25 protein-coding genes are annotated in these 26,625 nt (G+C 35.3%); 22 read left to right on the forward strand and 3 right to left on the reverse strand.

Annotated elements, in window-relative coordinates:
- The first annotated feature begins 15 nt into the window (after positions 1 to 15).
- The 18 genes from B3I52_RS15110 (at position 16) to B3I52_RS15195 (ending at position 19,362) form a co-directional block, all read left to right on the forward strand.
- A complete protein-coding gene (locus B3I52_RS15110; protein ID WP_293302837.1) occupies positions 16 to 1,488 on the forward strand; it encodes a lipopolysaccharide biosynthesis protein in 1,473 nt (490 codons plus the stop codon).
- Complete coding sequence (locus tag B3I52_RS15115) at positions 1,485 to 2,738, forward strand: glycosyltransferase (RefSeq protein ID WP_293302839.1); 1,254 nt, start codon at positions 1,485 to 1,487, stop codon at positions 2,736 to 2,738. The genes B3I52_RS15110 and B3I52_RS15115 overlap by 4 nt, the downstream gene beginning before the upstream one ends.
- Positions 2,716 to 3,660 (forward strand): NAD-dependent epimerase/dehydratase family protein, encoded by a 945-nt coding sequence (locus tag B3I52_RS15120; protein WP_293302841.1) that lies wholly within the window; start codon positions 2,716 to 2,718, stop codon positions 3,658 to 3,660. Before B3I52_RS15115 ends, B3I52_RS15120 begins: the two co-directional genes overlap by 23 nt.
- Positions 3,661 to 3,703: 43 nt before the next feature.
- Positions 3,704 to 4,492 (forward strand): glucose-1-phosphate cytidylyltransferase, encoded by a 789-nt coding sequence (gene rfbF, locus B3I52_RS15125; protein ID WP_293302843.1) that lies wholly within the window; start codon positions 3,704 to 3,706, stop codon positions 4,490 to 4,492.
- Positions 4,486 to 5,601 (forward strand): CDP-glucose 4,6-dehydratase, encoded by a 1,116-nt coding sequence (rfbG, locus tag B3I52_RS15130; RefSeq protein ID WP_293302846.1) that lies wholly within the window; start codon positions 4,486 to 4,488, stop codon positions 5,599 to 5,601. The genes rfbF and rfbG overlap by 7 nt, the downstream gene beginning before the upstream one ends.
- Entirely contained in the window at positions 5,589 to 6,035 is a 447-nt protein-coding gene (locus B3I52_RS15135) for a dTDP-4-dehydrorhamnose 3,5-epimerase (RefSeq protein ID WP_293302848.1), read from the forward strand. The genes rfbG and B3I52_RS15135 overlap by 13 nt, the downstream gene beginning before the upstream one ends.
- Positions 6,029 to 6,979 carry an NAD-dependent epimerase/dehydratase family protein gene (locus B3I52_RS15140; RefSeq protein WP_293302851.1) on the forward strand — a complete coding sequence of 317 codons (951 nt, stop codon included), beginning with the start codon at positions 6,029 to 6,031 and terminating at the stop codon, positions 6,977 to 6,979. Before B3I52_RS15135 ends, B3I52_RS15140 begins: the two co-directional genes overlap by 7 nt.
- Before the next feature lie 11 nt (positions 6,980 to 6,990).
- Entirely contained in the window at positions 6,991 to 7,779 is a 789-nt protein-coding gene (locus B3I52_RS15145) for a glycosyltransferase family 2 protein (RefSeq protein WP_293302854.1), read from the forward strand.
- Positions 7,772 to 8,998, forward strand: a complete 1,227-nt coding sequence (locus B3I52_RS15150; RefSeq protein WP_293302855.1) for a hypothetical protein — start codon at positions 7,772 to 7,774, stop codon at positions 8,996 to 8,998. Before B3I52_RS15145 ends, B3I52_RS15150 begins: the two co-directional genes overlap by 8 nt.
- Before the next feature lie 19 nt (positions 8,999 to 9,017).
- A complete protein-coding gene (locus tag B3I52_RS15155; protein WP_293302857.1) occupies positions 9,018 to 10,094 on the forward strand; it encodes a glycosyltransferase family 4 protein in 1,077 nt (358 codons plus the stop codon).
- A complete protein-coding gene (locus B3I52_RS15160; protein ID WP_293302859.1) occupies positions 10,087 to 10,842 on the forward strand; it encodes a glycosyltransferase family 2 protein in 756 nt (251 codons plus the stop codon). The genes B3I52_RS15155 and B3I52_RS15160 overlap by 8 nt, the downstream gene beginning before the upstream one ends.
- Positions 10,839 to 11,723 carry an NAD-dependent epimerase/dehydratase family protein gene (locus B3I52_RS15165; RefSeq protein WP_293302861.1) on the forward strand — a complete coding sequence of 295 codons (885 nt, stop codon included), beginning with the start codon at positions 10,839 to 10,841 and terminating at the stop codon, positions 11,721 to 11,723. Before B3I52_RS15160 ends, B3I52_RS15165 begins: the two co-directional genes overlap by 4 nt.
- 104 nt (positions 11,724 to 11,827) lie before the next feature.
- Positions 11,828 to 12,802 carry an MraY family glycosyltransferase gene (locus B3I52_RS15170; protein WP_293302863.1) on the forward strand — a complete coding sequence of 325 codons (975 nt, stop codon included), beginning with the start codon at positions 11,828 to 11,830 and terminating at the stop codon, positions 12,800 to 12,802.
- Positions 12,803 to 12,858: 56 nt separating this feature from the next.
- Complete coding sequence (locus B3I52_RS15175) at positions 12,859 to 14,799, forward strand: polysaccharide biosynthesis protein (RefSeq protein WP_293302866.1); 1,941 nt, start codon at positions 12,859 to 12,861, stop codon at positions 14,797 to 14,799.
- A gap of 7 nt (positions 14,800 to 14,806) precedes the next feature.
- Complete coding sequence (locus B3I52_RS15180) at positions 14,807 to 16,426, forward strand: gliding motility protein RemB (RefSeq protein ID WP_293302868.1); 1,620 nt, start codon at positions 14,807 to 14,809, stop codon at positions 16,424 to 16,426.
- 152 nt (positions 16,427 to 16,578) lie between these two features.
- Positions 16,579 to 17,007: an SPOR domain-containing protein gene (locus B3I52_RS15185; RefSeq protein ID WP_293302871.1), complete on the forward strand. Its 429-nt coding sequence runs from the start codon at positions 16,579 to 16,581 to the stop codon at positions 17,005 to 17,007.
- Between the two features lie 98 nt (positions 17,008 to 17,105).
- On the forward strand, positions 17,106 to 18,287 hold the full coding sequence (locus tag B3I52_RS15190; RefSeq protein WP_293302874.1) for a M20 metallopeptidase family protein: 1,182 nt from the start codon (positions 17,106 to 17,108) through the stop codon (positions 18,285 to 18,287).
- Between the two features lie 124 nt (positions 18,288 to 18,411).
- Positions 18,412 to 19,362, forward strand: a complete 951-nt coding sequence (locus tag B3I52_RS15195; protein ID WP_293302876.1) for a hypothetical protein — start codon at positions 18,412 to 18,414, stop codon at positions 19,360 to 19,362.
- 1 nt (position 19,363) lies between these two features.
- On the opposite strand, the gene B3I52_RS15200 is transcribed toward B3I52_RS15195, so the two are convergent.
- Positions 19,364 to 19,864, reverse strand: a complete 501-nt coding sequence (locus B3I52_RS15200; RefSeq protein WP_293302879.1) for a hypothetical protein — start codon at positions 19,862 to 19,864, stop codon at positions 19,364 to 19,366.
- Positions 19,865 to 19,961: 97 nt separating this feature from the next.
- Here B3I52_RS15200 and B3I52_RS15205 point away from each other — a divergent pair, with 97 nt between their 5' ends.
- From B3I52_RS15205 to B3I52_RS15220, 4 genes are all read left to right on the forward strand, one after another.
- The gene (locus B3I52_RS15205; RefSeq protein ID WP_293302881.1) at positions 19,962 to 20,618 is read left to right on the forward strand and encodes an SGNH/GDSL hydrolase family protein; all 657 of its coding nucleotides are present in this window, start codon (positions 19,962 to 19,964) and stop codon (positions 20,616 to 20,618) included.
- Between the two features lie 83 nt (positions 20,619 to 20,701).
- On the forward strand, positions 20,702 to 22,642 hold the full coding sequence (gene dnaG / locus B3I52_RS15210) for a DNA primase (RefSeq protein ID WP_293302884.1): 1,941 nt from the start codon (positions 20,702 to 20,704) through the stop codon (positions 22,640 to 22,642).
- 64 nt (positions 22,643 to 22,706) lie between these two features.
- Complete coding sequence (locus B3I52_RS15215) at positions 22,707 to 23,072, forward strand: YraN family protein (RefSeq protein WP_293302887.1); 366 nt, start codon at positions 22,707 to 22,709, stop codon at positions 23,070 to 23,072.
- Positions 23,065 to 24,123, forward strand: coding sequence for a glutaminyl-peptide cyclotransferase (locus B3I52_RS15220; protein ID WP_293302890.1), 1,059 nt, complete (start codon positions 23,065 to 23,067; stop codon positions 24,121 to 24,123). The genes B3I52_RS15215 and B3I52_RS15220 overlap by 8 nt, the downstream gene beginning before the upstream one ends.
- Positions 24,124 to 24,252: 129 nt before the next feature.
- Here B3I52_RS15220 and B3I52_RS15225 read toward each other — a convergent pair whose 3' ends face one another.
- Both B3I52_RS15225 and pgi read right to left on the reverse strand, forming a co-directional pair.
- Positions 24,253 to 24,771: a DUF4251 domain-containing protein gene (locus B3I52_RS15225; protein WP_293302892.1), complete on the reverse strand. Its 519-nt coding sequence runs from the start codon at positions 24,769 to 24,771 to the stop codon at positions 24,253 to 24,255.
- A gap of 185 nt (positions 24,772 to 24,956) precedes the next feature.
- Complete coding sequence (gene pgi / locus B3I52_RS15230) at positions 24,957 to 26,603, reverse strand: glucose-6-phosphate isomerase (RefSeq protein ID WP_293302894.1); 1,647 nt, start codon at positions 26,601 to 26,603, stop codon at positions 24,957 to 24,959.
- Positions 26,604 to 26,625: the final 22 nt, after the last annotated feature.

Genomic DNA, 26,625 nt, shown 5'->3' on the forward strand with positions numbered 1-26,625 from the left:
ACTGGGTTTGCAACTATGTTTGTAGTAACTCCTTATTTGGCCGAAAATCAACGTTATTTTGGTATTTACACTTTCGTAATGTCACTTAACTTATTTCTATCATATGCAGATTTCGGGTTTTTAAATGCTGGAGTAAAATTTGCCAGTGAAGCTTTTGCAAAAAACGATAGAAAAGAAGAAACAGAAACCTTAGGCTTTGTTACATTTATTTTAGCAACGGTATTTTTACTTTTCGGAGTTGTTGTATTAATCTTTTATTTTTTTCCCCATAGTATTCTTTCTGGGCTAAATACAGAAGATACAGTTCAATTAATAAAAGAGCTTCTTCTAGTTTTTATTATATGCTTACCCATCTTGGTGGCTCACAGAATAATCCAGCTAATATTTAATATCCGTTTGCATGATTACAAGTATCAACGTATATATTCCATCTTAAATTTATTTAAAATTGCTTCGGTATTTTTATTTTTTAAAAATGGAGAATATCATATTGTAGCCTATTATGCACTAACACAATTCTTGACATTTATAAGTGTTTTTTTAGGTGGTTTTTTGGCTATAAAAAATTATCAATATAGCTTTTTAGGCTTTTTTAAGCAGATCAAATTTAATTCTAGAGTTTATAAAAAAACTAAAGGCCTAGCTTTTAATAGTCTTTTTGTAACTATATGTTGGGTGCTTTATTATGAGCTAGATATTTTGGTTATAGGTAAATTTGTAGGTTTAAAAGAAGTAGCAATCTTTAATATCTGCATTTCGGTCATGACTTTAGCCAGATCTCTGTATAGTATCGTTTATAATCCTTTCGCAGCAAAATTCAACCACTACTTAGGACGAAATCAATTAACCGAATTTAAGAGCACATTTTATAAATTATTAGTTTTAGGCCTACCTCTATCTTTAGTTCCCACTACTGTAATTATAGTTACAATGAAGAGCTTTGTTTTAAGCTGGGTAGGAGTATCTTATGCTTCTGCCATACCCATCATTTCAATAATGTTTGCTAGCTATTACTTTACTTTTTTGTCGAATCCAATGGGAATAGCAATGGTATCATTGCAAAAAATAAAAAATCTATATTTTGTGAGTGCCATATTACCAGCTGTTTATTGGGTGGGTATATTAATAAGCTTTAAATATTTCGGTCTGTTCTCTTTTGGTTTATTTAAATTTTTCGCTTTTTTTATTTCAGGATTATATTATTTGTATCAAGCTAAAAGTATATTTAATATCAACTGGATTGTTTTTTTAAAAAGAAATATAGTGTCCATATTATCCTGTAGTATTGTGATCTATTTAATTAATTTAAAGCTGCAAGTTTATCTTCCAGTCCAGCAGGGAAAACTAGAAATATTGCAATATACCATAGTATTTATATCATATTCTGCACTAGGCAGCCTCACTTATTATTTGTTTTCATCGGAATTTAGAAAAGTTTTGAATGATATTTTTAGAGAAATTTTTAAAGTTAAAGCCGTAGCTCCATGAAAAAGAAAAGATTATTGGTATTTAGTGATTGTTATATCTATGGTGGCAGCGAACGGCTCATGTCTTTCTTAATTAAAAATGAGGTTTTGAACGAAAGTTATGACCTAATATATGCTTACAGAAAACACAAAGAATACGAAGAAGGTTTAAAAAATGAAGGTTTGTTAAATAGAAAAGGGAATTTTCCATTAATCTTACTATCCAACGAAACTTTTTTTTATAAAGTAAATGCCAAGATTAGTAATCAAGCATTAAGGCTAATAATTAAAATCCCTTTTTTTATTATTGAAAAGATAGGTCTATATTTTTTGTGGAACATTTTTGTTTTTATGAAACTATTATTAACGACCAAGCCAGATATTATTCACGTTAATAATGGAGGTTATCCAGCAGCTAAAAGCTGTAACATTCTAGTTGTCGCAAATTTTTTGACAATTAGATCAAAAGTTATTTATCAAGTAAATAATCAAGCAAGAAAACGTAAGATTTTTTTCGAAAAATTTTACGATGCTTTTGTTCATAAGAATGTTAGTCGTTTTATTAACGCATCAAATAACGCAAAACAACAATTGGTAGTCAACAGAAATTTTGATCCCAATAAAATACTAGTAATAAACAATTGTGTCCCATTACCAGAAATTAGAATAAACAAAACTGATATTTGTGAAGAATTGAATATACCAAAAGATAGCTTTTTGATTGTGGAAGTAGCATTTTTATCTGAAAGAAAAGGACAGAGATATTTGATAGATGCATTGTATAAATTATTTGAAAACGGAAGTATTTCTAAAAACAAGGTGTATTGTGCTTTTATTGGAAATGGTATAGATGAAGGGCTCTTGAGAAATCATATATCCGAACTAGACTTATCTTCAAATGTTTTTTTGCTAGGGTATAGAAAGAATAGCGAGGACTTTATCTCAGCATGTGATTTGTTTCTATTACCTTCGATAAAGGATGAGGATATGCCCTTGGTAATTTTGTCGGCTTTAGGCTATGGGAAAGCTATCGTTGCGACTGATTTTGCAGGTATTTCCCAAGTAATAGAAAATGGCGTTAATGGGATATTATTGAAAAATGATTTGGAAACATTTACTACAAGCATCGCTTATGAAATTAAGCACTTATATGACGACGAAGTTTTAAGGAAGAAAATGGGTGATAATGCTCGAAAAGTTTATAAGGATTATAGCCCAAAAAGTTATGGAATGAAGCTTAAAGAAACATATGAAAAAGTTCTTGCAAACTAAGGAAACAGTATTGCTAATTGGCGGAACTGGCTTTATAGGCAAGAATATAATTGATTATGTTTTAAATAATAAGACAAATTCAGTATATAAGTTTATTGTTTTATCAAGACATCTTCATACAGAGAGATGCAATTCCGTTGAATATGTAGTTGGTGATTACTCGAATGTAAATTTGCTGATGGAACTTTTTACAAGATGGAAGTTTACAAAAGTTTTTCATTGTGCCACATCAACTACACCTTTATCATCTGGCAATAATATATTAGGAGATATTAATGGTAATTTAATCGCAACAATTGGCCTGCTGGATGTAATGAAACATTTCGATTGTAAACATATCTTGTATTTGTCATCTGGAGGTGCAGTTTATGGAGAAAAGAAAGTAAGTTTGATTTCTGAAAATGAAATTTGTTATCCAATGAGTTCTTATGGGGTTGTAAAACTTACCATTGAAAATTACTTACGGCTCTACCAAAAGCAATATGGTATTAATTATTTGATACTAAGGATTTCCAATCCTTTCGGAAAATTTCACACCTCCGAAAAGCAAGGAGTTATTAATATAGCTATAAGAAGAGCCCTAAGAGGAGAGCTAGTAGAAGTTTGGGGTAATGGTAGCCAGTCAAAAGACTATATTTATGTTGATATCCTGGTTAAATTTATTTTTCAAGTAGTTGAAAGCAATTGCATCAATAAAACACTAAATGTTGGTTCTGGGGAAACTCATAGCTTGAACAGTATTTTAGATGTAATTAAATTATATTTGCCAGACTTAAGAGTTAAGTACCTTGATTCTAAGATAACAGATGTTAAGGATTTTTGCCTAAACATCTCACTTTTAAAATCATTTGTCGATTTTGAAGTTTTAGACTTTAAAGACACGATTCAAAAAACAATTGCTTGGGAAATGACGAATCTTTAATTTAATTAGTATAAGATTTTCTGATTTACAATTATAAAAAACTATGAAGGCAGTAATATTATGTGGAGGATATGGTACAAGAATTCGCGATGTTGCGGATGATATTCCTAAACCAATGATACCAATTGGAGGCAAGCCGATAATTTGGCATATTATGAAAACTTATGCAGTTTATGGGTATACAGATTTTATCTTATGTATGGGATATAAAAGCGAAGTTATTAAAGATTTTTTTATTAATTACGAGCTTAGGAGTGCAGATGTTACCATAAAATTAGGTAAGAAATCTGAACAGGTAATTTCAGAGACAAGCCATGACGAAGATGGTTGGGAAATTACTCTTGCCGAAACAGGAATTAAAGCGATGACAGGAGCTAGAGTACGCCGTATCAAAAAATACATAGGTAACGATCCTTACTTTCTGCTTACATATGGCGATGGCGTTGGCGATATCGACATTGACGCTTTGGTAACCTTTCATAAATCACATGGGAAGATGGTAACTCTTACAGGAGTGCGCCCACCAGGCCGTTTCGGCGAATTAGGCATCTCAGACGATGGTTCGACCATAATTGGTTTTAACGAAAAACCCCAAGCAAGCGGCGGGCGAATTAATGGAGGATATTTTGTTTGTAACAGAGAATTTTTAGACATCTTAAGTGATGCTGAGGACTTGGTTTTAGAGCAAGAACCTATGAAAAAATTAGTGGAATTAGGTGAACTAAAAGTCTTTGAACACGATGGCTTTTGGCAACCAATGGATACATCTAGAGAATACTCCCTATTAAATGAATTGTATAATAATAATGAAGCACCTTGGGTAAAATGGTAGAAAAGATAGTGTTTGGAGATATATATCGTAATAAAAGAGTTTTAGTTACAGGAAATACAGGGTTTAAAGGTGCCTGGTTGAGTACGTGGCTAATATCATTAGGAGCAGATGTTTACGGGATATCGAATGAAATAGTAACTCAGCCATCAATGTTTGAAGAGTTAAAGCTCGAGGAAAAGATGATTCATTATTTTGCTGATGTTAGAGATCTAAGTGCCGTAAAAAATATAATCGAAAAAATAGAGCCCCATTTTGTTTTTCATTTAGCGGCCCAGCCAATTGTTTCTCTTTCATATAAAGAACCTGTTGATACAATTTCCACCAATGTGATGGGAACAACCAATATTTTGGAATGTTTACGTAACTACCAAAAACCCTGTACTGCAATTATTATTACAAGTGATAAATGTTATGATAATGTTGAATGGATTTATGGTTACAAGGAGACAGATGCTTTAGGAGGAAAAGATGTTTATAGCGGAAGTAAAGGAGCCGCCGAGCTGATTTTTAAATCCTACTTTCACTCATTTTTTAAAAATGAAAAAGGAACAGTTCAAATAGCATCGGCGAGAGCCGGAAATGTTATTGGGGGAGGAGATTGGGCTTTAGATAGAATTGTTCCAGATTGTATGCGTTCGTGGAGTGAAGGTAAAATAGTAGAGATTAGAAGTCCAAGAGCGACCCGACCTTGGCAACATGTTTTAGAGCCACTTAGCGGATATCTGCAATTAGGAGAAAGACTATTTAAAGATCACTCCTTGAATGGAGAAAGCTTTAATTTTGGACCAAAACCCGAATATAATCATACAGTTCAAGAGTTGTTAGAGGATATGAGTACACGTTGGAATTTCGAAAATTCGAAAGACGCTTACACTGTAACTGGAGACATCAAGTTCTATGAAGCTGGATTATTGAAGTTAAATTGTGATAAAGCTTTGTTTTATTTTCAGTGGAAACCGACGCTTGATTACAAAAATTTAATCCAGTTTACGAGTGATTGGTACTTCGAGTTCTATAAGAAAAAAGGCGAAATGTTCTCTTATACAACATCTCAGATAAAGAGATATGAAGATTTGGCCACAATGGATGAGATACAATGGACAAAGTAACAACAATAGAAGGGGTTCTATTAAGTCCATTAAAAAGAATATATCATCCTATGGGTGATGTGTTACATGGCATGAAAAAATCAGATCCTGGATATGTAGATTTTGGAGAAGCTTATTTTTCTACAATAAATTTCGGAGACGCAAAACCATGGAAAAGACATCTGAAGATGACCTTAAATTTTGTAGTTCCAGTTGGAGAAATTCGCTTTGTAATTTATGATCGTCGGGAAAACAGCGTTACGAAAGAATGCTTTTTTGATGTTGTTTTAGGCGAAAATAATTACCAGAGAATTACTATTCCTCCAGGTCTATGGGTTGCTTTTAAAGGAATTGGCGAAGAATTTAATTTGTTGTTAAACTTAGCCGATTTAGAACATGATCCAAATGAGGTTGAAAGAAAGAGTGACTTGACAGAGATTGCATATAAATGGTGAAGAAAAGAGTTCTTGTTACGGGCGGTAGCGGCTATATAGGTGGTCGGCTCTGTCTTCACTTAGCAGCAGAAGGATATGCGGTGACGTCGCTTTGTCACTCTAAAATACCGTCAGACCAAGATTGGGTTTCCAAAATGGAACGCATCGTAGTTGGAGATGTAAGAGATGAAAGCTTTTTGGAAGAGCTAGCAGAAGATAAATATGAAATTGTAATTCATCTGGTTTCTTTAGATCATAATCAATCCAATAATTCACCTACTTTAGTTAGCGCTGTAAATATAACCCCAGTATGGACTTTGCTAGATGTTTTTTCAAAACAAGGACTAAAAAAATTCATTTATCTTTCTACGGCACAAGTATACGGCGCTAAGCTAAATGGAAAAATTAATGAAAGCCAAAAACCAGATACACAAAGCCCTTATGGCTTAACACACCAGATAGGGGAAATAATTTGTAATTATTTCAATAACACAACAGCTCTTCGTTGCCATAATGTACGCCTTTCAAATAGCTATGGTTCACCTGTTTTTGAAGAGAATAATTGCTGGTGGTTGGCCGTTAATAACTTGTGTCAGATGGCATATCTTGAAAAAAAAATAGTTCTGCAATCTGATGGCTCTCCTTTACGCGATTTCATACATGGATGGGATGTTTGCCAAGGAATTCAGAAAATAATTGAAACCTCAGATGATAGTCTAACTTATAATCTCAGCTCAGGAATAACTATTTCAATTTTAGACATAGCTAAGACAATAAAAAAGATATTTAAAAGTCGTTATCATATTGAATTAGACATCATAAAAGCTGAGAAAAAAATGAATACTGTTGTCCATAATTACTCGATCGATAATAGTTTGATTCGTAGTATAGGATTTAAACCAAAATGGGATTTGGAGCAAGGAATACATGATCTATTCAGTTTTCTAGAGAAAAATAATGCTTAAAAAGATGAATAATGCCACTAATAAGTGTAATTGTAACAACTTATAATCGTAGAGAACTTTTAGCCGAAACTTTAAGTTCTATTCTAAATCAAACTTTTCAAGACTTTGAACTAATAGTCGTCGACAATTTTTCAGACTACGATTTTTTTAGCCATATAGAGAGCTTTAACAGTTCAAAAATTAAAGCCTACCAGAATAATAATGAAGGTATAATTGCTGCTAATAGAAATTATGGGCTTACAAAACGAAGTGGAGATTTTATTGCCTTTTGCGATGATGACGATATTTGGCTACCTAATAAATTAGAGAAACAGATTGAGGTATTTAAAGCAAATGAAAAGGCTAAACAAATAATCTATACAGAAGTAATCTTGTTTGGTAGTGACACGAAACAACAAATATCAAATCGTAAGTCAATCCGGAATATTAATCAACTCATTAAAAGAAACCAAATCGCACTTTCGAGTACCTTGATTTCTTATTCAGATGTTATTAGTTTTGATGAAGACCCTACGCTAACTGCATGTGAAGATTTTTACCTTTGGTTAACTTTAGTCAAAAATGGATACTCATTAGTATATATTGAAGATCCTTTAATAAAATATCGAGTTAACAGTAATTCTGCGTACAACAAGGATGCTCATTTGTCTCACATCAAGACAATTCATGCTTTGGTTAAATACACCTTAAAATTTGGGTTTCGGGACGTTAAAGTCTCAAGCTATATTTATGTGATTTATAGAGAACTCTTTAAGTTCTATTTGAAAAATCTAATAGCAAAGTTTAGAAGTAATGCTTGAAAAACAAGATAAAGGCAATAAGGAAATAATATTTGGACAAAAAGTTGTTATTTATCTCTGTTTTTATTTTGGTATTGCGGCTATTTTAGATTTTTTTTTAAAAATTAAGTTTTTAGGTCTTTCTTTTTTTGTTACAATACTTCCTTATTCGCTTCTAGCATTTGTTTTCTTTAAAAATTTAAGAAAAATAAATGCGCTGCATAAGTTCCTATATGTAATATTAGTTGGGTTGTTTTTAATCATTGTGCTATTACGCTCATTATATTATAATGAGAATCTGATAAACTTAATTGGTACGAATAGATATGTTTTTTTTGTGCCGTTAGTGCTAATGCTATTTGAAAGAATAAATTTTGATAACCTAAGAAATGTTAAAGTTTCCTTTTTTTTATTTATTATACTAGCCATTCATGCTGTAAATTCAGTTTTTTATATTTCTGGACTTCCATTTATAGAACATGTGGATGTATTGGCAGATGACTATGTAGCATTTGGCAGATTTGGTGGAATAATGGGAGGCGCTAATGTGCAAGCAGTCTTTACATCTACTATTTATCTAATCCTAGTTTTGTCTAACTGGAGGATGTCATTGTCGAGATTTATAATAATTTCAATCGTCGCTATTGTTGCCGTTATGCCAACAGTTTCAAAAGGAGGGGCTTTAATACTTTTATTCGGACTATCTTATTATGTTTTTAAAAATATAAGCTCAGGAAGTGTAGTGAGGAAAATAAGTTTGGTAACAATATTATCTATTGTTGTATTATTTTTTATGTATGAGAGTTATCTTTCAAATTTAGGACTGTTATACACTGCTTTTTCTAATAGATTGGAAGCCGACGACATATCGTCGGGGAGGTGGGAGAGGCTAGATTACTTTTGGTCTATTATTAATGAAAATTTAGTTAGGTATTTTATAGGAGCTCCAGGTTCAGCATTAACCCAAGGAGGAAACGATGTAAGCGATAACGTTTTTACTCTTTTGCCTGTAAACTTTGGCTTTGTATTTTCATTAATATTTTTCTCTTATATGGCTATTATTGTCCGTAATTATTATCGTAATGCTTTTAATTTAAATCTGTTTTTGCTGACAATTTTTATTGTTAGCCTAGTAAATAACTCTATCATATGGACTGCGTGGAGTTATTATGTAATATTTGGTTTTTTCTATCTCCTACACACTAACAAGGTAAGCAAGGAGCTGGTAACTAATAGTTAAAATTAAATCATAGCCCTGAATGAAAATCGCGTATTTGTTGCCCAGACTTGATAATAAAAGTTCTATAACTCTATTTAAGGATTTAATTCCTAAGCTAAAGCAATTAAATAGTAATATCGAGATCGATATTTATTTTTTTGATAACGAAGTGTCGTTGCATTTCCCTCATAAGACACATAAAATAGATTTTTTTTCAGGGTCAATTGCTTTAAATAATTACGATATTGTTCATTCCAGTGGTATAAGACCGAATGTGTATGTTTGGTTAAACAAATGGCGTTTCGGTTCTAATTCCAGATTTGTTACCACCATTCATAGCTTTATTTATGAAGATTTCAAAAATCAATTTTCTTCATTTTTAGCTTTTTTATATACCAAGATGTGGCTTTCGCTTCTAAATTCTCAACACGCTGTAGTAGTACTCACCGAGGTAGCTAAGACTTATTATCTTGATAAAATTAAATCGAGAATAGAAGTTGTCAATAATGGAAAAGGCCCCTTGCAGAACGATTTAATGTCTGAAGAGGATGTCAAACTAATGGAAGCCTTTGTTAGTAAATTTTCCTATGTGATAGGCACACATGCAGTTGTGTCCAAAATAAAAGGGTTAGATACAGTAGTAAAAGGTCTAGTGACCCTTAAAGATTATTGTTTTGTTATTGTAGGGGATGGGCCGGAAGTTGAAAGTTTGAAAAGATTAGCACAAGAATTAAATGTGCAAAACAGAATTTTGTTTATAGGCTTCAGAAAGAATATAGGCTCTTTTTTTAGATTTTATGATATGTATGTAATGCCATCTAGGAGCGAGGGACTACCTCTAGCTCTTATAGAAGCTGTATCTTCTAGAACTTTCTGTCTCACTAGTGATATACCTACTTTTATCGAACTTTTTGAAGATGATGAGGTGCCAAAGTTCAAGCTAGATGATGTGGATGATTTTTGTAAGCAAATTTTGAAATATAAAGACAAATTTCTTATACAAGAAAGAATTGAAAAGGCATACATAAAGTACACCAATAGATACACCGACGAAGTTATGGCTAGAAATTATTATAATCTATATTTAGAACTTTGTAAGACTGTTAACAGTGCATAAGAGAGAGGTTTCTGTAATTATGCCATCTTATAATTCAGAAAGGTTTATAAGAAAGGCTATCGAATCTGTGTTAAAGCAAACCTATAAAGAATGGGAATTGATAATTATTGATGATTATTCAACAGATTATTCAAGAAGTATAATAGAAGAGTTTTGTAAAATAGATACTCGTATTAAATTAATTATAAACAGTCAAAATATGGGCGTTGCAGAATCTAGAAATCTAGGAATGAAAAATGCTCGTTTTGATTATATCTCGTTTCTCGATTCTGATGATGTTTGGCATGAAAAGAAGTTAGAACTGCAATGTGCTTTTATGCAAGACAATAATTCGGCTATATCTTTCACTCAATATTATAGGATAAATGCTAATGGTTCTATAATCGGATCAGTAAACAGAGTGCCTGACCATGTTACTTATCAGAAGCTGTTGAACGGTAATGTGATTGCAATGTCGACCTCAATGTTTGATGCTAGGTTAGTAGACATAGTTTATTTCGATAAAATTGGGCATGAAGATTATCTGTTTTGGCTAAAAATGCTTAAAACAAATGCACTTGCAAAAGGTTTAAATCATAAGTTGATGTTCTATCGGGTGCATTCCTCATCATTGTCTTCTAAAAAGTTTACCGCCGTTGGTTATACTTGGCGTATTTATAGAAATAAACTAAAGTTTAACTGGTTAAAAAGCGCATACTATTTTACTGTTCACGAAGTTAATGCGATAAAAAAGAGACTAGGTCTATGAAAATGCTTTTAACAGGTGGAAGCGGCTTCCTAGGTAAAGAAATTACTAAATATTTTAAAAATGGCGATATAATCTCGATGGGTCGAAGTAATTCAGATATAATTTGTGATTTATCTACTCAGATTCCAAACGTTTTGCCAGTAGATTTAGTTGTACATGCTGCAGGAAAAGCTCATTCCGTTCCAAATACAGACGCCGAGAAACAGGAATTCTACGATGTAAATGTAAAAGGTACAGAAAATCTTCTAAAGGGAATAGAACAAGCTTATTCTTTGCCAAAAGCCTTTATTTTTATTAGTTCAGTGTCAGTGTATGGTGCCGAAAGCGGCATAGGTATAGATGAAAACCAAGCTTTGGCTGCAATAGATGCTTATGGGCATAGTAAAATTCAAGCGGAAAAAATTGTTGAAGATTGGTGTCTTGAAAACAATGTCATTTGTGGTATTTTAAGATTACCGCTTTTAGTCGGTCCTAATCCACCAGGCAATTTGGGAGCTATGATTAAAGGAATCAGAAATGGCTATTATTTTAACGTAGGAGGTGGAAAGGCGAGGAAAAGTATGGTGATGGCTGATGATGTTGCCGCTATCATTACGAAGGTAGCCCAAGTGGGCGGTATATATAACCTTACTGATGGTACCCATCCTAGTTTCAACGAATTATCGGCACATATTTCAAACCAGTTAAATAAAAAACCCATACTCAATATGCCAGTCGGTTTTGCTAAGACTTTGGCGAAAATAGGGGATTTGGTTCCGCAATTTCCATTAAACTCGAAAAAGCTTGAAAAAATCACTTCTGATTTAACATTTAATGATGATAAAGCGAGGTCTATATTGGCTTGGTCGCCTCGTTCAGTTTTGGACTCTTTTAAGCTATAGCTATTGCTACCTTATCCCTAGGTCACAAGTAAAGTTTAAGTAGGGATAGAGTACTACGGGAGTACTAATCTATGCTTCCATAACAATTTTATTTTCAGGACTTAATGCAAAATTCAATTCTACTTCTATATTTTGTTCTTTTTGTAATTTTAGAACTCATCTATTTCAAACTGGCCGACCGATTCAATATCATCGATAAGCCCAACCATCGTAGTTCACATACAAGTATCACCATTCGAGGCGGCGGTATTATATTCCCAATATCAGTTTTGGTATATGCGATGATAAACAACTTTCCTTATCCTTATTTCGTAATTGGTTTGTTTTCCATATCAATCGTTAGCTTCTTAGACGATATCTTAACGCTAAACAATAAAGTGCGCTTAGGCATACATTTAAGTTCAGTATTGTTGCTTTTTTTTCAATGGAATTTGTTCAGTTTAAATTGGTATTGCATACTCATCGCTTTGATCTTTGCCATCGCTACTATCAATGCCTATAATTTTATGGATGGTATTAACGGCATTACTGGCGGCTATAGTTTGCTTACTATAGGTACTTTATATTATATTAATGAAAAACTGGTAGCTTTCACTTCTCCAGAGCTTTTAATTGTAGTTGGCTTATCTTTAGTAGTATTCAATTTTTTCAACTTTAGAAAAAAAGCTAAATGTTTTGCCGGAGATGTTGGAAGTGTTGGCATGGCCTTTATTATACTATTTCTTATAGGACAACTGATTATAACCACACAAAATTTGTCTTATATTTTATTGCTTTTGGTTTATGGAACAGATACTGCATTTACTGTATTATTTAGAAAAATAAGAGGAGAGAATATTTTTGTCGCCCATCGTAGTCATTTCTATCAATATTTGTGTAACCAGCTAGGATATTCCCATCTTCTGGTGTCTTCTTTATATATAGCGGCACAACTATTGCTGAACGTTGCATTGATATCACTAAATCATGATATGATGAATTATTCTATGTATTTATTTTTAGCGTTCATTTCCATTTATCTCCTCTTACGTTTTAAACTCGAGGGAAAGCAGCAGCTATTAATGTCCTACAAGTACTAATGTAATAATTTTGATGGAATATAAATATTATTGTACCTTAGTTAAAATTAGCTGCTTTGTTTGGTAAAATAAATATCGTCCCTCGTTGGATCATCTTCCTTCTCGATTTAGGCATTTGTGCCATATCGCTAACTATAGCCTATACCGTAAAACTAAATTTAGAGTTATCGGCAATAGATCTGGTAGAGTTTAGTAGGAATATTCTTATTGCTGCCACCATAAATACCATTGTTTTTTTTAATGTAAAAACCTATGCAGGTATCATCCGTTATACCAGTGCACAAGATACATTCAGGATACTCTTTTCCGTAATCATTAGTAATGGTCTGTTTGCATTGCTGAATTTTGCGATTACCGCTTTTGGGCATGCTCCCTATATCTCTAATACCGTTTTAATTGTCAACCTACTTACTTCTTTCCTTCTATTAATTTCCTATAGGGTATTGATCAAATATTTTTTCATGTACATTAAAAACCTAAACCTAGACAAGCGTAAAGTAATTGTATATGGGGCAGGCGAAGCTGGTTTGGCTACCAAAAGAACTTTTGACCATGATGGAAAGGTAAATAAAACCATTATGGCTTTTGTAGATGATGATGAACGTAAGGTAGGTAAAGCCATTGATGGGGTTAAAATTTTGAGTGCGCAGCACTTAGAAAAATTAATTATGGATCATGAGGTTGACGAGGTGATTTTTGCCTCATACACCATTCCCTTAGAGCGTAAAAATAGAATTGTAGATGTATGCTTGGAGCATGATGTAATGGTGTTAAATATACCACCTGCAGATGCTTGGGAAGGCGGTAAGCTCAACAAGTCGCAAATCCAGACCATAAACATTGAAGATCTGTTGAACCGCAAACCTATAGAGATTGATGTGCAGGGCTTGCAGAACCAGTTGAAAGACAAGAGAATATTAATCACGGGTGCTGCTGGCTCTATTGGTAGCGAAATTGTGCGTCAGCTAATGAATTTTGAGGTAGGGTTGATTATCCTTTGCGATCAATCTGAAACAGCATTACATGACATCTATCTTGAGCTGGAAGAAAACCACAAAAACAATAATTTTCATGCGTTTATTGGCGATGTAAAAGATGAAAAGCGTATGGTGCATTTGTTCGAGATGTATAAACCGCATTACGTTTACCATGCCGCAGCTTATAAGCATGTGCCATTAATGGAGGATAACCCTTGCGAGGCCATCAAGAATAATGTGCAGGGCACTAAAATGATCGCAGATCTTTCGGTGAGGTACGGGGTACAAAAATTTGTAATGGTTTCTACCGATAAGGCCGTAAACCCGACCAATATTATGGGGGCTTCTAAACGAATTGCGGAGATTTATGTACAATCACTTAGTAATTCGTTAACACAAAAAGACTTTGTGTTTAGCAATGGATTAAGCTATATCAATGATTTGGATGTTAAGCCCATTACTAAATTTATTACGACTAGATTTGGAAATGTATTGGGCTCAAACGGTTCGGTTATCCCTCGCTTTAAACAGCAGATAGAAAAAGGTGGCCCTGTTACGGTAACACACCCCGAAATTACCAGATATTTCATGACTATCCCAGAAGCATGCCGTTTAGTTTTAGAAGCTGGCTGTATGGGCAAAGGCGGAGAGATTTTCGTATTTGATATGGGGAAATCGGTAAAAATTGTAGAGTTGGCTAAAAAAATGATCCGCTTGGCAGGATTAATCCCAAATCAAGATATTAAAATTCAATATTCTGGCTTGCGACCTGGCGAAAAACTGTTCGAAGAGCTTTTGAATGATAATGAAAATACTTTACCTACCCATCATGAACAAATTATGATAGGCAGAGTGAGAGAGTATGTTTTTGATGATGTGGAGCGCCAAATTTACTCCTTGATCAATTATGCAAACATAAATGATGACAGGCAGGTAGTGATAGGAATGAAGAAGTTAGTAGTCGAGTTCAAAAGTAAAAATTCCGTTTTCGAAGAGTTAGACGGAGCAATTAATGACTAAAAAATTAATGAAGAAGTATACTATAATGGCCAGTTTAATGGCCTTTTTTGTTTTTAGTGCAAAAGCGCAGGAAAATAACACTGCAAATCAAAATATCTTACACGATTATCAACTCTATCAAAAGCTAAATAGATCAGTTTACGATACCAAAACTAAATTCCATTCTTCAATTAGGGGATTTTATGCAGATGATATGAAGTTGAAATCTGCTTATGATTCTTTAATGAATTATGGTACCGACACACTGAATAGGAGAAGCTGGGTTCATCGCAAGTTGTTTCAAGAACATTTAATTCAGTTTAAAACTGATGAATATAATATCTTTGCTGACTTTCTTGCTGATTTTCAGATTGGTAAAGATTTTAAATCTGATAGAAGTACGTGGTTAAATACTCGTGGTTTTCAGGTAGGAGGCAATGTTGGGGAGCAATTTTCATTCTATTTAAATGGTTTAGAAAATCAGGGCAAATTTGCAACTTATGTGAATGATTATATAGTGGCTAACCAAGTTGTGCCTGGGCAAGGTTATGGTAAGCTAAGTACTGAGCAACAAGATTGGGCCTATGTAACCGCCTTGCTTTCTTATACGCCTAATAAATATTTGAACTTTGCCTTGGGTTACGATAAAAACTTTGTAGGCGATGGTTATCGTTCGGTACTCCTATCAGATGTATCATCTAATTACTCGTTTTTTAGAATGAGGGCAAGTTTAGGGAGCTTACAATACCAAACCATTTATGCTTATATGTTAGATCCTGGCGCACCTAAATTAACCAATGATAGAAGACTAGGCGATAGAGGGAAATGGATGGCTGCACATTATTTAGATTGGAATGCAACGAATAGACTATCGGTAGGTTTCTTCCAAGCGGTAACTTGGGCCGATGCCGAGGTAGAAGGGAAACGGGGTTTCGATTTTAATTACATCCATCCTTTTATTTTTACTAGGCCAGTAGAAAATACAAATACCACCTCGCCAGATAAAATGCGCCTAGGACTAAATGTAAAATACGAGCTATTGAAAAAAACAGCGTTGTACGGACAGTTTATGTTCGACGAATTTACTGCCAAAGAGTTTTTTAAAGGCGATGGCTATTGGGCAAATAAATGGGCCATTCAGCTAGGACTTAGAGGAGCCGATTTGTTCAGCATAGCTAAATTGAACTATTTGGCCGAGTTTAATACTGCCCGACCTTATACTTATGCGCACTTTGACCGGCTTTCTAACTATTCCAATTACAGTGAGCCACTAGCGCACCCGTATGGGGCCAACTTTAGAGAGTTTTTAGGCTTGTTAAATTATAGCGTTAAGAAATTCGATTTTCAAGGGCAAGCTTTATACTCGGCTTACGGCTTAGATCCCGCAGGGGCAAATTACGGTAAAGATATTTTTAAGAGCTATAATACGCGTTCTGTACAATATGGCAGCCATGTTGGCCAAGGTATTTTAACAGAGCTTTATATGTTGCAAGGAAAAGTGGCTTATTTGCTAAATCCAAAATATAATTTAAGGTTAGAGCTAGGCGGGGTGCTTAGACAAGAAAAAAATAGTTTGGTGAGCCATAAAACGGCCATGGTTACTTTTGGGTTAAAGACCAGTTTTAGGAACTTGTATTACGATTTCTAAGCGGGCACTTTTTAAAACTTAATCAACTAGAAAGTCTTCAGTTTTGCTACTGAAGACTTTTTTTGTGTTATAAAACATTTGTATTGCCCATCAATAATGTCGATTTTTGTATTTATCCCATTCATTTTTAGGGGAAACAATTTTAATACGAAATGAAAATACCATTGGTCTTAGTTTCCTTTTTGTTTTGCAGTCAAGTTTTTGCCCAAACCAAAGGCGATGTTGTTGTAGTAAAAGACCCGTTGATAGACAGCCTTATTGCAAAACGAATTGAATTGAATAAGGCAAGACCAACCACCACTAATCCTACAAGTAATGCTATGGTGTCTTCAATGGGCTACAGGGTGCAAATTTATTACGGTTCTGATAGGCGAGAGGTTTTTTCGCAGCAAGCACAATTTAAATCAAGTTATCCTAAATTAAATACCTATATCACTTATAAAGAGCCCAATTACTATCTGCGAGTTGGTGATTATAGGACAAGGCTAGAAGCTCAGAAGTTTCTTAACGAATTACGGCCAAGCTATCCAACGCTGTTTATTTTTAGAGAGAAGATAAATGCACCAATTTTAGAGCAATAAAATTAGTTGGTTAATTGTTGAAGCTGTTTAATCGGTTAACCGAGAAGCACGCTAAACCAAAAAACAAACCAACTAACCATCCAAAAAACTAAAAAACGATGAAACAAAAAATACAAGAACTATCTGCTCAAATATTTAATGAAGTAGTAGGTTTTCGCCAACATATACATGCTAATCCAGAACTGTCTTTTCACGAGTACGAAACGTCAAAATACGTTAAAGATAAACTAAAAGCTTGGGGCATTCCATTTACAGAAATGGCCAATACGGGCGTGGTAGGTTTAATTACAGGCAGTAAACCTTCAGACCAAGTTATCGCCTTGCGTGCCGATATGGATGCTTTGCCAATTACTGAAGCTAATGATAAGCCTTACAAATCTAAAAACGAAGGTGTAATGCATGCTTGCGGACATGATGTGCATACTTCTTCATTGTTGGGTACGGCCTATATCCTTAACCAATTAAAGGATGATTTCGCCGGAACGATAAAGTTGGTGTTTCAACCTGCAGAAGAGTTATTGCCCGGCGGTGCCAGTATCATGATCAAGGAAGGGGTGTTGGAAAACCCGAAACCACAGGCAATGGTTGGCCAACATGTTTTACCCATGATGGATGCGGGTAAAGTAGGTTTCCGTTCGGGAATTTATATGGCCTCTACCGATGAGCTGTACGTAACGGTTACCGGTAAAGGTGGCCACGGAGCGCAGCCACATCAAAACATTGATCCGGTAGTAATTACTGCACACATTATTGTAGCCTTGCAGCAAATTGTTAGCCGCAAAGCCGATCCGCGTTTACCATCGGTGCTTTCGTTTGGAAAAGTAATGGCCAATGGGGCAACCAACATTATCCCTAACGAAGTAAAGTTAGCAGGAACTTTTAGGACATTGGATGAAGATTGGAGAAACGAAGCTCATCGTTTAATGAAAAAAATGGCCGAAGGTATTGCCGATAGCATGGGCGGAAGCTGCCATTTTGATATTCATAGGGGCTATCCTTTCTTAATTAACGAAGAAAAGCTGACGGCCAATGCACGTACTTTTGCCGAAGACTATTTAGGGAAGGAAAATGTTGTTGATTTAGATATTTGGATGGCAGCCGAAGATTTTGCTTACTATTCGCAAGTAACTAACGCTTGTTTTTATCGTTTAGGTACAGGCAATACAGAGAAAGATACCAAACATTCTGTGCATACCCCTAATTTTGATATAGATGAAGATGCGTTAAAAAACTCGACAGGATTAATGGCTTACATTGCATTGAAACAATTAGGTAATTAAGTCACCCTAAATCTTCCAAAGGGAAGGCTTTTAAAATTTAAGTTTGGCGTGGTCATTGCTCAGAATTAAGTAAGCACCCAAAAATTTGTCTTAGGGTTCTTCGTGCCTTTGTGGTTAATTATATATGAAAAGAATTTATTGCTTTATAGCTTGTATGTTATTTTTTGTTGCGGCAAAAGCACAACAAATACCTCGTTTTAATCCCGATACGATTAAGACAATTACACTCGATTCTGTGGTAAACATTAAAGCTAAGCGGTTAAGTATCGAAACGTTTATCGATGCCATCATTAACGACACCAGTTTTTATCAGGCATTTAGGAATATGAAAAAATACACCTTCATTGCCGAAAACCGTGTGTTTACTTACGATAAAAAAAATCAGGTTGATGGAAAGATTTACCGTAAAATACGCCATAATAATGATGGCCCGTATAAAATGGAATATCTAGTGAAAGAGGATAATGGCAAGGTTTACAAAAAGAATGGAAAATACCAGCTCTATACGGTAGAAATGTTCGATTACATTTTTATGAATGCCTATAATACCGATTTTATACCCCACGCTGCTCCAACTACCGGCAAGGGTAAAAAAACAGGGAATGAAGGTTACAAGGATAAATTAAAAACCTTAATATTTAACCCGGGGCGACCAATAAAAGGAGTACCTTTTATTGGCAGTAAAACCGAAATATTTACAGCAAATATGCGCCAGTACTACGATTACGCTTTCCATAGTGGTACTTATTTAGATTCTATTCCTGTGTATAGGTTTAAGGTTTCGGTTAAGCCAGATTTATCTAAATGGACCAAAGATGGAATCATGATAAAAGAACTGGTCACTATTTTTGATAAACGCAACTTCGAAATTTTAGGGCGTTATGTGGATATGAAATACAGCAATATGCTTTTCGATTTTGATGTGCAGATGAACATAGAGATGAGCTATTTTGACGAGGTAAAGCTGCCTACAAAAATTACCTATCAAGGCAATTGGGACTATCCGTTTAAAAAAGAAGAAAGAGCTAGCTTTTTGGTGCTACACAAAGATTACCGCTTGGGGAAAGGGAAGTAGTTTAAAGCTTCGTTTCGGTAGGATCGGCAGCGTATTTATTCAGTTTCTCTGATACGGTTTTATAATTAATTTTTTCTTTGCTGGCCTTCATTTTAACTTCTGGGCCATGTATCACATTATGCAAAATCATACTTAAACTAACTACGGCAATCGTTCCGCCAACTCCTACTAGCATAGCCATATTGCCATCATTGCCAGCCTGTCCGGCTACAATGGTTCCCGCAGCTAAAGCGCCCGTAATTATGGCATAACCAACATCAGAGTGGCGTTTAAAAACTTTAATACTGCTTATTTTTTCATAACCTATACGTTTCGAAACCGCTTTTTTGTCCTCTACTATTAACTCGGTCTCGTTAATAGCCGTAATTTTTCCACTAAAGCGCTGCCCTTCGGCAATAACAATCGTATTATAACTTGTTTGTTTTTTGCTTTGAGCATAGCCTGTGCCAACAAGAAAAAATAATAGGAAGATGGTAAATGAAGGTTTAACCAGTAATTTCATCAGTATATTAAGTATTATCAATCAAAGATAGAAAATAATTAACGATGTTGATATTTAAGCTTAAACAATTAAATTAGCCCTTAAAATTTAGAAGAAAATGAAAACTACTTTAAAACTGTGTATTGTTATTGGTGTTGTTTTTTTGTTAACGGCTATGAAATCAAATCGTAAGCGTGTGGTATTTTTTGGAGACTCTATTACACAGGGCGGTGTAAGTAAAAATGGTTACATCAGTGTGCTTAAAAAGCAGGTTGACAGTAATAGATTTGAATTAATAGGAGCGGGCATTGGCGGTAATAAAGTTTATGATCTTTATTTAAGGTTAGAGGATGATGTGTTGGCAAAAAAACCAGACTTAGTATTTATTTATGTGGGTATTAATGATGTTTGGCACAAACAAACCGCTAAAACAGGTACAGATTATCCGAAATATCTAAAGTTTTATCAAGCCTTGATTAACAAAATACAGGCTGCCGGAAGTAAAGTAGTGCTTTGTACCCCATCGGTAATTGGCGAGAAAAAAGCAGGAGGTAACGAGCTGGATACCGAATTGGATAAATATGCCGAAGGAATTAGAGCGTTGGCTGCAAAAAATAACCTTCCGCTATGCGATTTAAGAAAAGCATTTCAAGCTTACGAAGAGAAGAATAATCCCCAAGATTTAGAAAAAGATATTTTAACGAGAGACAGGGTTCACTTAAATGATAAAGGGAATCAGTTTGTTGCCGAGCAAATGTTGCCTTTTATCAAATAAACCGCTGGCCGCTAAAGAGGGAAATGGCTTAATCGAATTATTTATTGCTAAATTTGAAGTCCCATTTTGCGGGATTTAGGGGTATGATTACAGCGGAAACCATAGAGAAAATTAAGGAAACGGCCCGAATTGAGGAAGTTGTTGGAGATTTTGTGCACCTTAAAAAACGTGGTTCTAGCTTAATTGGTAACTGCCCCTTTCACGGCGAAAAAACACCTTCATTTCACGTTTCGGTAAGTAAGGGTATTTATAAGTGCTTTGGTTGTGGCGTAGCAGGCGATTCGGTTCGCTTTGTAATGGACCACGAAAAGTACAGCTACCCAGAAGCACTGAAATTTTTGGCCAATAAATACAATATTGAGGTTGAGGAAACGGTAGAAAGTAAAGAGAATATTGAGCTTAATAGTGCCAGAGAAAGTCTTTACATCGTTTCGCAATTTGCGGCTAATTTTTTCGAAGACCAATTGTGGAATAGCGATGATGGTAAAGCAATTGGCCTAAGCTATTTTAAGGAACGCGGTTTTAGGGAAGACATTATCAAGAAATTTAACTTAGGCTATTCGCCCGATGTTTGGGATGCGCTCACACAAGAAGCCCTTAAAAACCAGCATACCGAAGAGTATTTGGAAAAAACAGGGCTCTCCATTCGCAATGAGAAGGGGAAATTGTACGATAGGTTTCGCGGACGGGTAATGTTCCCCATTCATAACTTTACGGGCAGGGTAATTGGTTTTGGGGGGCGTACATTAAAGACAGATAAAAATGTACCCAAATACGTTAATTCGCCAGAGAGCGATATTTACCACAAATCTAACGTGCTATATGGTTTGTTTCAGGCCAAAAAAGCCATTAGAGATAATGATAACTGTTATTTGGTAGAAGGCTACGCCGATGTATTGGCGGTACAACAAGCTTATATCGAAAACGTGGTGGCCTCTTCGGGAACATCATTAACCATAGAGCAAATAAGGCTAATTGCTCGCTTTACCCAAAACGTTACCATTTTATACGATGGCGATGCTGCGGGCATAAAGGCCTCGTTGCGTGGCTTAGATATGATTTTGGAAGAGGGACTAAACGTAAAAGTGGTTTCTTTTCCAAATGGCGATGATCCCGATTCTTACATGCACAAAGTAGGTGCAGGAGCTTTTAAAACCTATATTGAAGAGCAGCGACAAGATTTTATCCTTTATAAAGCCAATATTTTACTGGCCGAAGCCGGAAAAGACCCCATTAAGAAAGCGGGGATTATTAGAGATATTGTAGAGAGTATCGCTAAAATTCCAGATAATATTAAGGCTTCGGTATTTATTAAAGAATGTAGCCACTTGCTCGAGATAGAAGAGCGTGTACTGCTTATCGAACTTAATGCTATTAAAGTAGCTAAGCATAAAAAAACATCTACAGCTAAGCTGGTTAGCCAGGCATCTATGGATATGCCGCCCGATGACTTGTTCGCCGATGATGAACCCATTAGAGAAATTCCCATAGCAGAAGAAGATCGGGAGCAAGAGTTAGAAGTTTTAAGGGTGCTCATCACTTATGGGAATGAGCTGGTTTATTGGGAAGGTATTGAAAATATGTACGTTGGCACTTTTATTATACAAAATTTGGCCGATGTAGTGTTTAAGAACGGTTTGTTTGATAGGGTAGTAAAACTATATTGGAATAGTATAGAAAAGGGATATTTGCCTACCGCAAACAGCTTTTTTCATAACGATGATAAAGAAATAGCCGATTTGGCCATAAGCCTATCGTCTTCTCAGTACGAGTTAAGTCCAAACTGGGAAAAAAAACACGGTATCTATGTAAAGCAAGAAGCGCAGCACTTAAAGAAAACAGTTTTAGATAGTATTTTTCATCTTAAAAGGAAAAAGATAAATCGAATGAAGAAAGAGGTTCAGGAGCAGTTGAAAACGGAAAAAGACGAGTCCAATCTGGAGATTCTTTTAAATCAATTTTCTTTAATGAAAAGAGTAGAAATGACCATTTCTTCGCATTTTGGTATAGTAATTAACGAATAATGCCCTAAATTTAAGTGGCCGCTTTTTCTGTTAAGCGCTTTTTAACTTTCTAATTTAACTTGTTATGGCGGTTCACAACGATATAGGCAAGGCTGGCGAGAAAGCAGCAGTACAATTTCTGGTACAAAAAGGCTACGAGATTTTGGAAGAAAACTGGTTTTTCGGCAAAGCCGAGGTAGATATTGTTGCGCTTAAATCAAATACTATTATCTTTATCGAAGTTAAAACACGTAGTTCAGTGGCTTTTGGTATGCCCGAAGACTTTGTAAGCGAAGCCAAACAACGCCAGCTAGAATTGGCGGCACAAGCTTATATCGAAATTATGGAACATAAAGGAGAAATAAGGTTTGATATTGTGGCAGTGCTAATAACTAAAGATAATCAATTTAAAATTAATCATATAGAAGATGCTTTTTGGCCCTATGCGTAAAATATTTTCGTTATTAATTGTACTAGTTGCCCTATTTCAATTTGCTTGTAATAATAAAGTAGCTAGTTATATCGCCTTTAAAAGCCCTTTACAGGGCGAGAGCTTTCATAACGGAAAACCTGTGAGAATAGAACTGGACATTCCGGAGAAAACCGAAATACAAAATATCAGTTATTTAATAGACGGAAAACAGTTTGCAGAAAAAACGAATAAAGAGTTTGTAACCTTAGACACGCAAAACCTCCCTTTGGGGTATAGAATGCTTACCGCAATTGTAAAAAGTGGCGATAAAATTGATACGGTTACCAATAACATTATTCTCACTACCGATAAAAAACCGCTAAAGCTAAAATATAGCTTGGTAAATACTTTTCCGCACGATACTTCTTCCTATACCCAAGGTTTAAGTTTTGTTGACGGAAAATTACTAGAAAGTACCGGCAGAAAAGGATTGTCGTACTTAAAGTATGTGCAGTTGCAAACGGGTAAAGCTACACAAGGTGTACCACTAAAACCCGAATATTTTGGCGAAGGTTCGGTGAAAATTGGCAACAAGATAATTGTACTTACTTGGCAAGAAAATGTAGGTTTAGTGTACGATGCTAACACATTGGAAGAAATTGCGACATTCCCTTACCAAAGCAGTAGAGAGGGTTGGGGCTTAACTTATGATGGTAAGCAATTGCTACGTAGCGATGGCAGTAACCGCATTTGGTTTATGAATGCCAAAACATATCAAGAAGAAGGTTTTGTGGAAGTTTATGATAACCAGGGGCCAGTTAATCAATTGAATGAATTAGAGTATATTGGCGGTAAGCTATACGCCAATGTTTATGGCACAAATAAGATTGTAATTATTGATCTCAAAACAGGAATTGTAGAGGCTCAAGTAGATCTTACTAAGCTGGTTCCCAAAAATTTTTTTAAAGATGAATACGAGATTGGCAATAACGTGTTAAATGGTATCGCTTATGATGCAGTGGGCAAACGTTTATTCGTAACCGGCAAGAAGTGGCCAAATCTTTTTGAGATTAAGTTGGGCGAGAACTAGAAGCACACTTTGCCTCTTGTAGGTGCTTTCACCAACAACGAATTAGGTAGTAGGTTTGGCTGGTGTTATCACCAGCCAATGCCGTAATATTCTCTCCCCCAAAGGGAGAGATGTAAAAGACAGAAAGCGCTATTCGTTTTCCTTTAAATAACCTTGATAGGTAATGCTTTGTTTAACATTGCTATTTAAAGACAAAGTGGCATAGCCTCCATCGCCAATGTTAAGCACCAAACGATAGTTTTCATTAACGTCTTTCGGTTCTATTATAACATCCCATCCACGTTTTTTCCCTTTGGTGCTTTTGTATTCAAATTTTTTAGAGTTGAATTTTACACCTCCTTCATTTTGACCAATTGGCGCCGAAAATGATCTGCCAAAGTAAGGAAGGTAAGCAACTACACTATCTGGACTTACTTTTACCTCATAATAGGTTTCGTTAAGGTTAATGGTGCCGCTACCCGTACCGCCTGGCATTTTACTCATTACCTTACTAATGTCGGAGCTGTTTAATGGGCTCGCACTTCTGGCCACAAAAGTGTATGTTTTTGCTGCTACAATTTTGGTGGTAGTAGCTTTATCGGTTTGGGCAGTTGCACTAATAGAAATTAAGGCAAATGCCATTACATATAATGTTTTTAACTTATTCATAATGTTACTATTTATCAATTTATAGCTATGATGATAAAAACATCCAAAATCCATAAAAGTTTAAAAGTTATCCGTCGTTTTCAACGATAGGAGAATTGAAAATCAACGGAGTTAAATCTAGCACAATGCTGTCAATTGAGTTAGATTTTCCCATTTCGTACGATCCAGTCCATGACGGATTAATTTTACCTCCAACTCTTATACTGGTTAATCAATCCGTTGGTAGATGAATCATGCGATGTTATTGATGAATTGTCTTTCAGCTCTGGCTGTATCTTTTGGGCCAATTGCTTTCCAAGTTCAACGCCCCATTGATCGAAACTAAAGATATTCCAGATAATACCTTGCACAAAAATTTTGTGTTCGTACACGGCAATTAGGCTGCCTAAACTGTAAGGTGTAACTTTCTTTAATAAAATAGAGTTGGTTGGACGATTTCCTTCGAACACTTTAAACGGTGCTAATTTTTCAATTTGTTCGCGTGTTTTTCCTGCTTTGGTTAATTCGGCAACTACTTCTTCTTCGTCTTTGCCGTTCATTAAAGCTTCGGTTTGCGCAAAAAAGTTCGATAATAAAATAGGATGATGCTCGCCAATGGGGTTTAAGCTTTGTGCCGGAGCAATAAAATCTGAAGGAATTAATTTTGTGCCCTGGTGAATTAATTGGTAAAAAGCATGTTGGCCATTAGTTCCTGGTTCGCCCCAAATTACCGGTCCGGTTTCGTACATCACAATATCGCCGTTGCGGTCAACGTATTTTCCATTGCTTTCCATATCTCCCTGTTGGAAATAAGCTGCAAAACGATGCAAGTATTGGTCGTAAGGCAAAATAGCCTGCGTCTCGGCACCAAAGAAATTAATGTACCACACACCTAACATCGCTAAAATTACCGGAACATTTTGTTCAAAAGGAGTCTCTGCAAAATGTTTGTCGGTGGCATGGGCACCCGCCAATAACTGTTTAAAATTATCGAAACCTATGCCTAATGAGATAGATAAGCCAATGGCGCTCCACAAAGAGTAACGGCCGCCAACCCAATCCCAAAACTCGAACATATTTTCGGTATCGATACCAAAGGCAGCAACATCTTTCGCATTGGTAGATAAAGCCGCGAAATGCTTCGCAATATCTGACTCTTTAGCGCCTTGCGCTAAAAACCAGTTCCTTGCCGTATTGGCATTGCTCATGGTTTCTTGTGTAGTAAAGGTTTTAGAAGCAACCAAAAATAACGTGGTTTCTGGGTTTACGGTTTTTAAAATTTCGGCAATGTGCGTGCCATCTACGTTAGATACAAAATGTAGATTTAACCTTGTTTTGTAATGCTTTAAAGCTTCGGTAACCATTACTGGCCCTAAATCAGAACCCCCAATGCCAATATTAACTACATCGGTAATTTCTTTGCCTGTATAGCCTCTCCATGTTCCAGAAATAATTGCATGGCTAAATTTTTCCATCTTGGCCAAAACGGCATTTACCTCGGGCATTACATCTTTGCCATCTGCAAAAATTGGCGTATTGCTTTGGTTGCGCAGCGCAATGTGCAATACTTCTCTACCTTCGGTTTCGTTTATTTTTTCGCCATTAAACATTGCCTTAATGGCTTCGTCTAATTTACATTCTTTGGCTAGTTGAATAAGTAAAGCCATCGTCTCATCGTTAATTCTGTTCTTCGAATAATCGAAAAGAATAGCTTCCAATAAGATTGAAAATTTGCTAAAGCGCTCTGGATCTGCTGCAAACAGCGATTTAATGTCGGTCTGGTTAATGTTGATATAGTGATCGGCTAAGTATTGATAGGCTTTGGTAGTCGTGAAATTAATTTTTGGCAACATAGAATGGTATTTTTAGTATTTG

The sequence above is a fragment of the Pedobacter sp. UBA4863 genome (assembly GCF_002399615.1).
Classification (GTDB): domain Bacteria; phylum Bacteroidota; class Bacteroidia; order Sphingobacteriales; family Sphingobacteriaceae; genus Pedobacter.

Excerpts from the sequence above, each read along its gene's own strand:
- B3I52_RS15190 (WP_293302874.1), top strand. The coding sequence starts at position 17,106 with ATGAAACAAAAAATACAAGAACTATCTGCTCAAATATTTAATGAAGTA.
- B3I52_RS15200 (WP_293302879.1), bottom strand. The coding sequence starts at position 19,864 with ATGAAATTACTGGTTAAACCTTCATTTACCATCTTCCTATTATTTTTT.
- B3I52_RS15165 (WP_293302861.1), top strand. The coding sequence starts at position 10,839 with ATGAAAATGCTTTTAACAGGTGGAAGCGGCTTCCTAGGTAAAGAAATT.
- rfbF (WP_293302843.1), top strand. The coding sequence starts at position 3,704 with ATGAAGGCAGTAATATTATGTGGAGGATATGGTACAAGAATTCGCGAT.
- rfbG (WP_293302846.1), top strand. The coding sequence starts at position 4,486 with ATGGTAGAAAAGATAGTGTTTGGAGATATATATCGTAATAAAAGAGTT.
- B3I52_RS15155 (WP_293302857.1), top strand. The coding sequence starts at position 9,018 with ATGAAAATCGCGTATTTGTTGCCCAGACTTGATAATAAAAGTTCTATA.
- B3I52_RS15145 (WP_293302854.1), top strand. The coding sequence starts at position 6,991 with ATGCCACTAATAAGTGTAATTGTAACAACTTATAATCGTAGAGAACTT.
- B3I52_RS15185 (WP_293302871.1), top strand. The coding sequence starts at position 16,579 with ATGAAAATACCATTGGTCTTAGTTTCCTTTTTGTTTTGCAGTCAAGTT.
- B3I52_RS15140 (WP_293302851.1), top strand. The coding sequence starts at position 6,029 with ATGGTGAAGAAAAGAGTTCTTGTTACGGGCGGTAGCGGCTATATAGGT.
- pgi (WP_293302894.1), bottom strand. The coding sequence starts at position 26,603 with ATGTTGCCAAAAATTAATTTCACGACTACCAAAGCCTATCAATACTTA.
- B3I52_RS15220 (WP_293302890.1), top strand. The coding sequence starts at position 23,065 with ATGCGTAAAATATTTTCGTTATTAATTGTACTAGTTGCCCTATTTCAA.
- B3I52_RS15110 (WP_293302837.1), top strand. The coding sequence starts at position 16 with ATGTTTGTAGTAACTCCTTATTTGGCCGAAAATCAACGTTATTTTGGT.
- B3I52_RS15135 (WP_293302848.1), top strand. The coding sequence starts at position 5,589 with ATGGACAAAGTAACAACAATAGAAGGGGTTCTATTAAGTCCATTAAAA.
- B3I52_RS15120 (WP_293302841.1), top strand. The coding sequence starts at position 2,716 with ATGAAAAAGTTCTTGCAAACTAAGGAAACAGTATTGCTAATTGGCGGA.
- B3I52_RS15150 (WP_293302855.1), top strand. The coding sequence starts at position 7,772 with ATGCTTGAAAAACAAGATAAAGGCAATAAGGAAATAATATTTGGACAA.
- B3I52_RS15195 (WP_293302876.1), top strand. The coding sequence starts at position 18,412 with ATGAAAAGAATTTATTGCTTTATAGCTTGTATGTTATTTTTTGTTGCG.
- dnaG (WP_293302884.1), top strand. The coding sequence starts at position 20,702 with ATGATTACAGCGGAAACCATAGAGAAAATTAAGGAAACGGCCCGAATT.
- B3I52_RS15115 (WP_293302839.1), top strand. The coding sequence starts at position 1,485 with ATGAAAAAGAAAAGATTATTGGTATTTAGTGATTGTTATATCTATGGT.
- B3I52_RS15180 (WP_293302868.1), top strand. The coding sequence starts at position 14,807 with ATGAAGAAGTATACTATAATGGCCAGTTTAATGGCCTTTTTTGTTTTT.
- B3I52_RS15225 (WP_293302892.1), bottom strand. The coding sequence starts at position 24,771 with ATGAATAAGTTAAAAACATTATATGTAATGGCATTTGCCTTAATTTCT.
- B3I52_RS15170 (WP_293302863.1), top strand. The coding sequence starts at position 11,828 with ATGCAAAATTCAATTCTACTTCTATATTTTGTTCTTTTTGTAATTTTA.
- B3I52_RS15205 (WP_293302881.1), top strand. The coding sequence starts at position 19,962 with ATGAAAACTACTTTAAAACTGTGTATTGTTATTGGTGTTGTTTTTTTG.
- B3I52_RS15215 (WP_293302887.1), top strand. The coding sequence starts at position 22,707 with ATGGCGGTTCACAACGATATAGGCAAGGCTGGCGAGAAAGCAGCAGTA.